This is a genomic window from Bacillus cereus group sp. BfR-BA-01382, from assembly GCF_022663475.1.
Lineage (GTDB): Bacteria > Bacillota > Bacilli > Bacillales > Bacillaceae_G > Bacillus_A > Bacillus_A thuringiensis_S.
Genome location: NZ_JAKUFQ010000002.1, coordinates 1 through 13,883, shown reverse-complemented (window position 1 = coordinate 13,883; position 13,883 = coordinate 1). Strand labels below are relative to the sequence as shown.

Sequence of the window (13,883 nt, the reverse complement as noted above, 5' to 3'; positions counted from 1 at the left end):
CTTCCTTCCTTACGCTTTTTCTGTGCCTAAGTTTGCAAGCACATCTAAAATTTCTTTATAGAATTCTTCACGGGTACTACCGCGATGAATTTCTTTATATAACTCACCATCTTGAATGAATAAAATACGTTGACAGTAACTTGCGCTGTAAGGATCATGCGTAACCATCATAATGGATACACCTTGCTCTTTATTTAAGCTTGTCATGGCATTAAGTAAACTCGTTGCATTTTTAGAATCTAGGGCTCCAGTCGGCTCGTCTCCCAAAATAATTGCTGGTTCATGAACTAACGCACGTGCTGCTGCGGAACGTTGCTTTTGTCCACCAGATACTTCAGAAGGATATTTTTGAAGTATAGCTGTAATGCCTAACATATCAGCTACTTTTTCTACTTTCTTTCCAATATTACGAGATGAAACACCTTGAAGTGAAAGTGGGAGTGCGATATTTTCATAGATAGATAAATTCTCCAATAAGTTAAAGTCTTGGAAAATGAATCCTAACTTTTGTGAACGAAAATCAGAAAGTTCACCCTGCTTCATCCTCGTAATATCCGTTCCTGCAATTTCAACAACGCCGCCTGTCGCTTTATCTAACGTTGAAATTACATTTAATAATGTTGTTTTACCAGAACCAGAAGGCCCCATAATACCGACAAACTCCCCCTCTTGAATTGAGAATGATACACCTTTTAATGCATGTGATTGATTCTCACCTTTTTTACCGTACAATTTTTGAATGTTTTTTACATCTACAACTGGCTTTATCATTTATATCCTCCTACATTTTTTATTTCATTACAATAAGCTACTACGTTTGTTTACTACTAATAAAATAGTCATATTGCATTCACCCTAAAGCTACAATGAAGTCTTTCCTTTTTTCTTCTTTGCTCACCTCATCACTTTGAATACACCCATGATAAACTATAAAAATTAGGAAACACCCTGTAAAATCCTTAAGAATTCTTAAGTTTTATAAAAAAAGCTTATGGAACCTGTAATTCCATAAGCCGTTCTATTTGATTGGATGTTCAACAATAAAGGACATCCAGCCATCTTTATATTCTGCATGTATATTACCATCATGAAGTTCAACAATTCTTTTTGAGATAGCAAGTCCCAGCCCATTTCCTTGATTATTTTTTCTTGCCTTATCACCCCTGAAAAACCTTTCAAACAATTTATTTGGATCGCTAACAGGCGATCTCTCGACTTTATTTGATACTTTTAAAATTGCTTTGTTATCCATTAATTCAAGACATATGAATAATTGGGATGGTTTCATGCTGTACTTTATCGCATTCATAAACAGATTTTCATATACACGTACCATTTTTTCTGCATCTATGAAGATAGGTATTATTTCTTGTGTAATTGATTTTTGAACGATTAAACTTTCCTTTTCAAATATAGGAATGTATTCTCCAACTATTTGCTCCAACAGACCTGATAAATCAACTTCATTAAGATTTAACTTAGCATCTATGCCTGATAAACGAGTATATTCAAACAGCTCATCAATTAAATATTTCAGTCTCTGTGACTTTGAATAAGTGGTTTCAAGGTATTCCTGTAATTGTGTGTTATTGTTGTATTGCCCTCTTTTTAATAAATCTAAATAACCAATAATAGATGTCAACGGTGTGCGTAAGTCATGAGATACGTTAGTTATGAGCTCATTTTTTGTACGTTCTAATCGTCTTTCTTGTTCAAATGTATTTTCCAATTCCTTAGACATATAGTTGATATTTTTAGCAAGTTGGGTCAATTCGTCCTTCCCCTTAATCCCAATTGTTAGACCTAGTTTTCCATTGGCAATATCATTCACGTTATCAGAAATAAGCTTCAAATATACTATTTTCTTTCGAACCAATATCAAAAAAAGTATAATAAAGGTAAAGATTGCGAACGCGAATAAGAACAACATTGCGACATTGAATTCAAACATACCAAATTCTTCGTGTTTTATAAATAATGGATCTATGACGTATGCCAAAATGAGGATTGTTAAACCAAATGAAATAAAAAAACTAATTGCAACAGCACCAAGAAGTTTTATAATGATCTTATTTCTGAAACTAACATTCTTCATATTTTATACCCAATTCCCCAAACAGTTTTAATGTAAATGGGATGTTTAGAATCCTCTTCAATTTTGTCTCTTATTTTTGTAATATGCACCATGATGGTATTGTCTGATTTATAAAAAACCTCTTTCCAAACTGCTTCATATATTTTTGCTACACTCAGGACAATCCCTTTATTGCGGGCAAGTAGTTCGAGAATAGCAAACTCTTTTGGAGTTAACCTTGTTTCTTTTCCTCTTACCCATACTTGACGTGTATCTGTATTTACGGTTAAGTCACCAATTTCTAGAATGCTTTTATTATGTTCTACGGACGTATTGTATTTTTTAAATCTTCTTAATTGGGATTTCACTCTAGCGATTAATTCTAATGGGTTAAACGGTTTTGATAAATAATCGTCTGCACCAGAGGCTAGGCCCTGAATTTTGTCTATATCCTCAGATTTTGCAGATAGCATAATGATAGGCATATTGCGATCTTCCCTAATTTTCATACATGCTTCAATGCCATCCATATTCGGCATCATAATATCTAAAATAACCAAATCAAATTCCTTTTCTTCTAACAGTTGTAAAGCTTGTATAGCATCTTCTGCCTTTTGAGTTTTTAGGCCTTCATTTTCTAGATATACAGAGATAAGATTTCTAATCTCTTTATCATCATCAACAATAAGAATTTTTGACTCCATATTATTCCTCCACATTAAATGCAATAAGTATTCAATAAAGCATATATTTGTTGTTACTTAGTTAATAAACTTAATAGAGATGGTTTCTATCTTTTTTCTTTACTTAAGACGATTCTTTGTAAAATACACAAAAAGACCGTCACAGTATTGTGACGGAAAAACAGGAAAACTTCAATAACTAATACTATTATTATTTATTTTTAGCTTTTAAGACACCCAGCGCTATTTTGGTTGCTTCTGCAATAAGCTTATCATCGTATTTAGCATCCTCTTTATCATGATTAGAAAGTATCGCAAGAACAATTGGCTTTTTATTTGGTGGCCAAATAATTGCGATATCATTTCTGGTTCCATAAGATCCCGATCCCGTCTTATCAGCTACTTCCCATCCTCCTGGAACTCCAGCACGAATTAAGTTGTCTCCCGTAGTATTCCTTTTCATCCAATCTATTAATAAATCCCGTTTCTCAGTTGAAAGTACATCTCCTAGCGCAAAAGCCTGAAGACTAGTAGCTAATGCCTTTGGGGTACTAGTATCATGTACGTCTCCTGGATGCACTTCGTTTAACTCTGGTTCAAAACGTTCAGGATTTGTAACGGTATCTCCTATTTCTCTCAGTGATTTTTTGAATTCACTAGGTCCACCTAATTGTTTAAGAATAAGATTTTGTGCAGTATTATCACTATATCGAAGGGAAGCATCTGCAAGCTCTTTCAGAGTCATCCCCCTATCAACATACTTTTCTGTAATTGGATTGTAATTAACAAGATCTTCACGAGTATACAAAACTCTTTGATTTAGATCTTCTATTGATTTCTTTTGTAAAAGTACTCCCACAGCTAAAGCTTTGTGGGTAGATGCGTATGCAAACCGTTTATCTGATTGATACGTAACGGTTTGATTCGTATCAGTGTCCAATGCATAAATACCAAGTTTAGCATCAAATTCTTTTTCAAGTTTAGCAAAAGAATCATTACCAGTAGTTTCTTGTTTGATTTGATTTGTTTGTTTCGTTTGTTTAAGTGATTCAGATTGAGTATTACCATCGGAACAGCCTATAAGCGTTGCACATGAAAGAAATACTACAGGTACCATCTTTTTGTAATGTAAAATGTTAAAAAACTTGTTTAAGACTATCATACATTTTCAACCTCTTTCAAGAATATATAGTTTTTCTAGGTGTTATACATACCGACACAATGAAAAAGTCTATCGGATATCACTCTTCTTGCATCTCACTTTTCATAAAGTGAAATGCAAGAAGCCCTCACCAATCGGGCTTTTACGGGTAAATAGCGGGATAAAATGAGCGAATTATCATGAACACCTGTTTTATACGTATACTTAATAGACAACTTAAGTAACAAGTTTGTTCCATTTTTATCAGTAGTCGTATCTAGAAACCTAAAAAAGTCCATTTAGAAGATCTAAATGGACTTTTTTACTCATATAATCCTATCTATAGTTAAACGAATAAGATTAAATAAATTTAAATTTTCTTGCTTTATCTACTAAACTGTTTAGGCATTTCTTTAACGTGCTTATCATCATCACGCCAATCATAGGTTTCTTTCTGTGAAATATCTAAAGTTTGATCTCCAATTCTAACAATATTCTTATTTACCCATTCAATATATGGATCGGTATCTGGATAATTCCAATATATATTTTTCTCTGAATCTGTATCAAGGTTAACTAATTCACCCCTAACAGCATCCGCACTTAATGATCCTGCATTATGAAAATAAGTCTTGATGAGATATTTTCCATCTGGAGATTTCACTGTTCGAATTAATTCCCCTTTTGGAACACCTTGCAAACTAAAAAATTTCCAATATCCAAACCCAACTATAATTACTAACATAGTAATTATAGTTAGTAATACTTTTCTTTTTGTTTTTTTTAATTTCACCTTTTGTATTTATAATACTCATTCAACTCCATTCCATAGAACTAATACCATATTATACCATTAAATAAATGGTATAATATATCAAAAATAAAAATCCTCCCGTAATAGTATTATAAAAAGGGCATGTGATGGTCTCCCTATTTATAAAGTGAAACTTTAATCCCACTCACCAATCGGGCTACCCGTTAATGCGGGATAAACATGAAAATTCCCCTTTAAGAAAAATATAAAAAATCAGACAGTATACTTGAATTGCTCTTCGCAAGAGAATATACTAATAAAGCAGGCTATGACGTTCCTTCCTTCTAACTTCTTTGACCAAATAGGGATGTTACTTTCCTGCTAAACACATAGGCTATGACAATTCTTCCTTCTTTGTAGAAATTTCAAATTGTTTTAGAGTTGTCAATTTCCTATGAAAATAATTAGACTATAAAACCTCTTTCTTCTTTGGGATTGAATAAACTTTAGTTTATCAACCATTGATGTAGAGGTTTTCTTTTCTTAATTAACAAATTACCACTTAACAACTAAATGTTATACCCCTAATTTTCCACTAAAAAATAGCTATGTACCCTCAGTGCATTTCTCTATAATTAGTGTGTTTATGCATGTAAAAATAAAAATCTACCACTGAAAGGAGGACAGTCAGACTATTCCCCTCTTTTATAAGGAGTGAATAGCTGGCGTTCTCATGAAAAATTCTATTTACATAAGAAGAAGTTTGAAAGTAATTATAAAAAGAGAAGAAAATAAACTACCGAACATTTATTTAGCCACTGTTTTAAAAAACTTGGAAAGTTTAGGATTTACTTTTTCCGAGCCTTTAATAGAAGAGTTGCAAACACTTTCGGTTGATACATTCACATCGTTTTACAAAGAGTTGGTAAAACATTTAAAAGAAATGGTTGGTGCACATATTCAGTTTGCTCCTATGTATCCAAACTTTCCGCAACAAATGATGGATTTAAGTGACGCTGATTTATACATTAATGCTATTATTCATTATGTGACGTTGCGCCTACCTGTATCAAAAGTAGAAGAACGACTTCCTCTTTTAGATAGCGTTGATTTGAAAGTTATTAACTTAGGAAGTGAAGAAGATTTCAATCAAATGATTTCTCAATTGATTAGTGCAAACAGCTCTATTTCCTCAACTGATAAGACAGATGTAGAATGGGCTATTACACACACTGAAGATGTTTCCTGTTTTCTACCTAATGTAATTCCTCATAAGGAAAATATGTCTTTTATAATTGGAGTTTTATTAATAAACAGAAAAATATCAGCCGATGCTGCTGCAAAGTATTTTAAAACAGCAACTGATGTTCTTCGCCTTGCAGTTGCTTTATCTGAAGGCGATGTGAGTTTAGCATCTTCCGTTCGATTCAAGAAGTTTAACCGAGCAGAAAGACGCTTCCTTTTAGGATTGTTAGAGCAATGCGGAAACATTACCGAAGATATGCTTCGATACAAAAAACGTTGGATTCGTCTAGGTGAAATTCTTCATCCAGCAGAATATCATACTCGTTTCCCAAAAACCCACCGAGCATTTGAGATTCTTCGCAACAACATTAAAGTTGAAACATTTAATGGAAAAATAGAAGCAGCTTTGTTGAATCGTGATATCATGACAGCGAAAAATCTTTTAAAAACTCGCCCTGGGGAATTTGCCAGACGCTTGGATCATTTAATCCGTTTATGTAGTGATAAGTCAACAGATGTTTTCCATATTCTCGAAGAGTTTCTAAGTATAATAGGAGATGTTTCTACTCCTGTATTACTTCAACTCACAGCTCATTTTAAGCATCGAAATGATAAAAATGAATTTCGTACCTTTTTTCCAAAGGGAAATGTAGCAAAAGCTATAGGTATTGAAAATACACTTCCATTTATCTCAAAGGATATTTGTTTAATGATTGTAAAAATGTGTGAAGATACTTTAAAAAATCGCTTCGCAAAACTTCCAAGTCTCGGAAAAGTATTTTTGGATGAACAGTTAAAAAATCACTTAGTTCCCTTCTCTCAACGTTCAGCCAGCAAAGCGCTTCGCACATTATCTCGAGGAAGTAAAGTAGATTTGCCAGAAGGAGATACGATTCGTTTTTTCCTATGGTGGAAAGAAGGCTATGTGAATGGACAACATACAGGACGCGTTGACATTGATTTGTCTGCTGCAATGTACGACGAAGATTGGCAATACAAAGAACATGTATCCTTCACGAACTTACGTTCAAAAAATTTCAAAGCCTACCATAGCGGAGACATTACTTCTGCACCAAAGGGGGCATCTGAATTCATTGATTTCGATATTCCGTCTGTGCTGAAATATGGTGGACGCTATGTAGTCATGACTTTGCTTTCTTACACAGACCAACCATATAAAGATTTACCAGAATGCTTTACTGGTTGGATGGTTCGTCAATATCCTGGTTCAGGTGAAATATTTGAACCTTCTACTGTTCAAGATAAAGTGGATATTACTGCCGACACCCAAATCTCTATTCCAGTTATCTTAGACTTAAAGGAACGAAAATTGATTTGGACAGATTTATCTCTTACAAGAGATCTAACTTATGATAATACCATCGAGGCGAATCAAAAAGGTATGATACTAGTTGGAAAGGCTTTAACTAATTTAGTTAAACCGAATTTATATGACTTGTTCCGATTACATATTGAAGCTAGAGGTGAACTCGTTCAAGACATCGAAGAAGCAGAAACTATTTTCTCTTTGGATAAAGGGATTACTCCTTTCGATATTGAAAAAATAATATCTGATTTTATAGCTGACCCACAAGGCTAACTACATTACAAACATTGATAATGTGTGGAAAATATCCATGTATAATGTCTATGTGAAACAGGACCTGATAGATGCATATCAGGTCCTGTTTTTTATTTAGTAGATACTAAATAGTCCGGTTAATCATTATTCAGCTAAATACACGATACTAATAAAGTGAAATTTATTCGAAAGAAGTTCATTAGTTAATACGTATCTAATTAAGAAACATTCATATACCAGCCCAAACATCTTTTCCATATCGCCCTTCATCTTGCACACGATCCAACCAATTCCTTGCTTCTTGTTCACTGACTTCATGAATTTCTTGATATGCTTGACAAAGGGTATCTTCTACATCCGGAGCCATTTTACTGCCATCACCACATATATAAAGATGAGCTCCATTATCTAATAACGAAATTAAATTGATACTATCTTGTTTTATTAAATGCTGTACATATGTTTTGGGATGTCCCTCTAGACGAGAAAAAGCTGTGTGTAAAGAGATTAATCCATCTCTTTCATCATTTTCTAGCTCTGTACGATAGAGATAATCTTTTTCAGGATGACGACAACCAAAATATAGATGCGCTTGTCCTAAATTAATACCTTTTTGCTTTTGAACACGACGCGCTTGCAAGAATCCACGGAATGGTGCAACTCCAGTACCTGGCCCAACCATAATAATTGGTGTTTCTGGATCTTTAGGTAATTCAAAGTTTGATTGTGGCGTTCGAATGAAACAAATAATCTCATCTTTATTATGACGCTGAGCTAAATAATTAGAAGCGACTCCTTCATATGTCCCTTCTCCACTCCATGCAGGCGCATTAACAACACCGACCGTAATGCTCAGACGATTCTGTGCAACAAGTGGAGAGCTTGAAATAGAATAGTAACGCGGTTTGAGCGCAGGAAGCAGTTCTAAAAAGCGTTCAAATCGGATTTCACAAGCCTCATACTTTTCAAGAAGATCCAACATTGAAATACGTTTCTTTAGTATTTGTTCATGATAGACCCCTTCTTCTAATAATGCTTCCAATTCTTTTTTATGAGGAGGGCATGCTGTGAATGTTACCATTTCCCGTATTTGTGCACGAGTGGCTGCTTCTTGAACTTCGACACTATAACTAAGAAGGTCCAATAAACTAACAGGACTGTCTAAAGGTATGTGATTTATACTTCGTCCACTTGCACTCAGTATGACTTGATCCTTTCCGTTTAATCCAAAGCGTTTTAAAATTCGATTAACATTCTTCTCGCTATTAATTGGCAGCACTCCAAGGTGGTCTCCTTCTTGATATGTAGCGCCTTCTGGCAAGGATACCTCGATATGTCGTGTACTTCTATCGCTGCTGGATGATTGGAGTTCACGATTTTCTAGTATAGTTGCATAAACTGCTTCATATGTTCGTGCAAGAGGAGATCCTCCAAGACGACTGACAAATTGCAGACTCAAAGTACTACGCTCTTTCTCCATATTTTTGTTAAATTCCAATCCAAATGCCTTCATCGCATCAGACCACATGCCTTGTTTCCATTGCTCGAGCTGTTCCTCAAAATCACCACTTGCATCTGCTTCTCCGCGTTTAGAAAACCTTGTTGCTCCTTTTTGAGCCATCTGCTCATCAATGTATCTTGGAATCCGTTGATAGGTACTAGCCCAATTATGATCTCCACAACCAAAAACTGCGTATTGAACACCTTTTAGCTCATCTGGTTTTAGTTCCTCCAACCATTGCACAAACTGTCCTGCATTACTTGGCGGTTTTCCATTATAAGAAGAAGTTACAATAAGAACCGCTCCTTCTTTCGGTAGACTTCCAATTCGATCGTTAAGAGCTACCACTTCCGTTTGAACCCCTTCTAAACTAGCTGTATCTGCTAATTCTCTTGCAATACCTTCTGCTACACCTGTATCCGAGCCGTACAGAACAAGAAGTGAAAGATTATCAGCCCCAATAATAGAAGGTGTCTTCTGAACGTGCTGCTTAATTTCATGGTTTTTCAGCTTGTCCTCTGTAGGTGCAAGAACAGTAGGATGACTAATAGTTTGTTTTCGGGGTAGAATCCTAATCTTAAAATCACCGGGCTTTAGCGTTAATGTTTGTTTTACGTCCAGCTGATAGTTTTGATAATCGATTAATTCAAAATGTTGAAGAAGCATTCCCATTACAAGAGTGGCTTCATGAAGTGCAAATTGCATACCGATACATGCTCTCTGGCCATTTCCAAATGGCTTATAAGCATGATGAGGAACCTTATCCAGCTCTTCAAATCGTTCAGGTTGGAATTCTTCCACATTGTCTCCCCATGCATCTTTATCCCTATGCAGCTGTGGAATAAGAACAGAAATACGATCTTCTCCTTTCTTAATTGGGTATTTCCCGCCAATCACTGTATCTTCTTTTGCATAGAGACTGAATGCTGGAGCGGTAGGCCATAGACGTAGCGATTCATTTAAAATCATCCGTATATACTTCAGTTTCATAACTTGTTGGTATGTTGGAGTAGGATCTGTCAAAATACGGTCTACTTCTTCATAGGCTTTTTTTAACTTATCCGGATTCTTTAATAAAAAGTAAATTGCAAAAGATAACAATCCACTTGTTGTCTCATGCCCAGCTATTAAAAAAGTGATAATTTGGAAACGAATGTTTTCATCATCTAATTTTTCACCAGTTTCCGGATCCTGTACATTTAACATACGGGAAAGTAAATCATTTTCTTCCTGATCTCCACTACTTTTACGTTCAGCAATAATATTATCTACTAAAGAAAACATAGATTGGATATCATGCTGAAATTGACGTTTCGTTCTCCACATGAGTTTGTCTTCTATATCCAGCCGCTGCAATTGGTGCATTGCCTCATCTAGAGCACGGCTCATGCTAGTGATAAAAGGATGAGGGGTCTCACGATAAAAGCTATTAAATCGGTAATTAAAACCACATAGACCAATTGTATCTAACGTAAGGCGAGTCATATCCTCCGGAACATCTACGTCTTCATTCGGATTAAGCCGTGCCCATTTTTGAACGAGTTGTACAGCAAGATCGACCATCATGGCATGGTAATCTTTCATTGCCCGTTGGCTAAATGTAGGCATCAAAATATTATGAGCTTTTTTCCAGTTAGGCTCGTGAGTCTCGCTAGTAAATAATCCGTCTCCAGCAAAGGCACGAACCTTTGCCAAAGCACCCTCTATGCTTTTATCGAACCGCGTTTCGTCACAAACTTCTGCTACCAGTTCATGTCCAGAAACGACAATTATGGCATCACTTAAAGTTTGAATTCGAAAAATGGGACCATACTCTTCCGCCAGCTTAATAAACGATAGAGTCGGTTTATCTTTATCGATTAATGGGAGATTACCCAGCGGTCCATATGTTTTCGGCTGGGGAATGGCAGATACTTTTTTTTCCATTTAAAACACCCTTTCAAAAAAGCATGAAATAGCATATCCCATTTAATAAAGAGGAAATAGCAACTAATTGCCTGGGATACAGATATGTAATTGATTACCTTATTTTATCTTTTCCCTAACTATTCATGATTATGATATTGAGTATAAGCTTGGCAATTAGATTTATAAATTGTAGAAAAATACTAAATTAAAATGAAGCGAATAAATATAATTGGATCCTTTTAATATTGGCGTTAAAAGATAAGCTAAAATTATAATGTTTATGAGAATTTGCAAACGGATCTCATCTCTTGCATTTGTTTATAAAACGATCATTTTGATTTATTTTCTTCTAAAACACCCCAAAATAGAGAAGTTGACGAGCTTAAGATTGTAGTATTCGAAAAATCAGTAGTTTAGTTAAACCAATACGATAAGCAAGTATACCGTGTTACTAATGAAAGAGGACCTGATATGAACGTCAGGTCCTCTTTCACTATATATAATTATTTCACTGCTTCTTTCAGCTCTTTTCCAGCTTTAAATATCGGCGCCTTAGCAGCAAAAAAACTTGTAGGAATCATTATCTAGCGTTTTATTCTTCTCTACCGATTTAACTTCTCGACAGCTTCCGCACTTGTATCTACACGTTTAACGAAAAAAACTAATAGTAGTGCAACAACATTCATGCCAAGCGCTACATAGAATGAATATTGAATTCCGGATAATAAAGCCTTCTGAGTTAACATTGCCTTCGTAGCCTCTGTGAAGGTTGTTGGATCTACATCAGCCATTAGACTTTCAGCTTTTGTTTTTGTTACAGAATTCATAATCGTAACAAGAATAGCAGTACCAATCGAACCGGACACTTGTTGAGCTGTATTATTAACAGCTGTACCGTGCGGATTTAAGCGCGTTGGCAATTGATTGAGGCCATTTGTCATAAGTGGCATCATCACCATCGCCATCCCAAACATCCGCAATGTGTAAATAAGAATAATATGTGTGTGACTAGAATCGAGTTGCAGATTTGCCAGCATATAAGTTGAAACGGCTGTAATGGAAAGTCCTACTATACCAAGAATCCGAGGGCCATATTTATCAAATAGTTTACCTGTAATTGGTGACATAACCCCCATTATTACCGCACCTGGAAGCATCATCAGCCCAGAGCTCAGCGGTGAAATACCGCGGACGTTTTGTACATAAGCTGGTGTTAAAATCATCCCCGAAAACATGGCCACTGCGTTGACAATTGCAATTACAGACGCAAGTGCAAACATTGGGTACTTGTAAACACGTAAATCCAATAACGGCTCATCCATTTTTAATTGGCGGATAATAAAAGCAATTAGGGCAATAGCGCCTATGATTAAGGTTGTTAAGACAACTTTATTTGTCCAACCATCGGAGCTTGCAGAACTGAATCCATATAACAAACCGCCAAAACCGACAGAAGATAATAGTAATGAGAGATAATCAAGTTTTGCATTTTTGTTTTGTTTCATGACATTCTCAGATTTCCAAATCCCTAACAGTAAGCTAATGATTGCTAACGGTAAAATCATTTCAAAAAGCAAACGCCAGTCATAATACTCTACAATATAACCTGATAGTGTCGGTCCAATTGCTGGAGCTGTAATCATAACTAGTCCAAAAATCCCCATTGCTGTTCCCCTTTTTTCTCTTGGAAAGCTTACTAGCATAATATTCATTAACAAAGGCCCCATAACTGAAGAGCCTGCCGCTTGAACCATCCGACCAGTAAGTAATAAACCAAAATTCGGCGCTACAGCTGCTAAGGCAGTACCAAGAATAAAAATCACCATAGATGTAATGAATAGGCTTCTATTCGAGAAACGCGTTATTAAAAATGCTGATGCCGGAATTAATATACCACTTACAAGCATATACCCTGTAGAAAGCCACTGGATCGTTGAATAATCTTGAATGTCTAAATCTTTCATTATTGATGGCAAGGCTACATTTAAAAGCGAGTTATTTAGAAATGAAACAAATGCCCCAATAAAAAGGATTACAAGCATTAAATATGGTGGTTTTCTTTTATGTAATGTTTCACTCATATATTTAATTGCCCCTTCATTATAAATTTCATTGATTCGTTTAAATCGTTTACATATTTGCACAAGAAAACATTACCCTTGCAGTATTTTGCCAAACTCTTCGAATGGATATTCTCTTTTTAGCAATTCCACTTGCCCAACATAACATTTTAAAATCTTTTTTTGATTAAACCTTTATAAAAACGTTTGTTAACGGAATTTAAATTAGGCTGAAATATATAAAAGAAGCGACTGAAAATACCCTTCTAAAATAAAGTGAAACTTTAAATCAACAAGGCCACACACCCATTCCTTTAAATACAGGCTTGTAGATCTAGTTATGTAACCATCCATAAAAAGGAATATTACATAGGCTAAGTCTAACATTACATTTTTAAAGTGAGGAGAATAAGCGTATGCACCAATATTGGTATTTGAATTCAAAGGGAAACGGGGAACAATATACTAACCAAATTTCATTATATTCACAGCCCGAAATAACTAAATCTGAGGTAATGAATGATTTGAAGATTCCTGAGAATTGGAGTTACCGAGTCTATCCAGTTAGTTGGGATTCATCAGCCAATTATACGGGATTCACTCCCCAACCCCCTCCCTTCTCTTGGGGGCAGCAGCCAATTAATTATACAGGGATAATACCACAAGGTCACCCTGCTAATTGGACTCCATTACCAGGTCATGCAGGTTTTAATTTTCAAAAACCTCCCTTCCCCTGGGCGCAACCATTCAATCATACAGGGATGTTCGCACAAGGTCATCTTGCCGCTTTACTATCGCCGCCAGCCAAGCCTTTTCATTTCAATACCAATAACTCGGGTGTTTTTGGAAATCCTTCAGGATGGGGTGGTCCGTGGGCCCCAATGGGATGGGGAAATACCGGAGGTAACGGTCAGCTTGGAATGCTTGGAAACTTA

General features: G+C 35.5%; 9 protein-coding genes. 2 read left to right on the top strand and 7 right to left on the bottom strand.

All coding sequences use genetic code 11. From position 1 onward, the window contains the following. Positions 1-9: 9 nt before the first annotated feature. From MR160_RS01035 to MR160_RS01015, 5 genes are all read right to left on the bottom strand, one after another. The gene (locus MR160_RS01035; RefSeq protein WP_000595169.1) at positions 10-771 is read right to left on the bottom strand and encodes an ABC transporter ATP-binding protein; all 762 of its coding nucleotides are present in this window, start codon (positions 769-771) and stop codon (positions 10-12) included. 247 nt (positions 772-1,018) lie between these two features. After that, a complete protein-coding gene (locus MR160_RS01030; RefSeq protein ID WP_000800283.1) occupies positions 1,019-2,095 on the bottom strand; it encodes a sensor histidine kinase in 1,077 nt (358 codons plus the stop codon). Next, on the bottom strand, positions 2,092-2,778 hold the full coding sequence (locus MR160_RS01025) for a response regulator transcription factor (protein WP_000444081.1): 687 nt from the start codon (positions 2,776-2,778) through the stop codon (positions 2,092-2,094). The genes MR160_RS01030 and MR160_RS01025 overlap by 4 nt, the downstream gene beginning before the upstream one ends. Positions 2,779-2,968: 190 nt before the next feature. Then, positions 2,969-3,919, bottom strand: coding sequence for a class A beta-lactamase (gene bla / locus MR160_RS01020; protein WP_000636466.1), 951 nt, complete (start codon positions 3,917-3,919; stop codon positions 2,969-2,971). A 364-nt stretch (positions 3,920-4,283) separates the two neighbouring features. Further along, positions 4,284-4,643, bottom strand: coding sequence for a DUF5412 domain-containing protein (locus MR160_RS01015; RefSeq protein ID WP_033669673.1), 360 nt, complete (start codon positions 4,641-4,643; stop codon positions 4,284-4,286). Positions 4,644-5,385: 742 nt separating this feature from the next. On the opposite strand from MR160_RS01015, the gene MR160_RS01010 reads away from it, so the two are divergent. Further along, a complete protein-coding gene (locus MR160_RS01010; RefSeq protein WP_136804197.1) occupies positions 5,386-7,497 on the top strand; it encodes a TerD family protein in 2,112 nt (703 codons plus the stop codon). 211 nt (positions 7,498-7,708) lie between these two features. Here the strand turns inward: MR160_RS01010 and cypD are convergent, their stop codons facing one another. Together cypD and MR160_RS01000 are read right to left on the bottom strand one after the other, a co-directional pair. After that, complete coding sequence (gene cypD, locus MR160_RS01005) at positions 7,709-10,906, bottom strand: bifunctional P-450/NADPH--P450 reductase (RefSeq protein ID WP_000412781.1); 3,198 nt, start codon at positions 10,904-10,906, stop codon at positions 7,709-7,711. A gap of 584 nt (positions 10,907-11,490) precedes the next feature. Beyond that, complete coding sequence (locus tag MR160_RS01000; protein ID WP_000005102.1) at positions 11,491-12,969, bottom strand: DHA2 family efflux MFS transporter permease subunit; 1,479 nt, start codon at positions 12,967-12,969, stop codon at positions 11,491-11,493. Between the two features lie 395 nt (positions 12,970-13,364). Here MR160_RS01000 and MR160_RS00995 point away from each other — a divergent pair. Further along, positions 13,365-13,883, top strand: a 519-nt coding sequence (locus tag MR160_RS00995) for a hypothetical protein (protein WP_242297029.1), incomplete at its 3' end; no start/stop codon positions are given.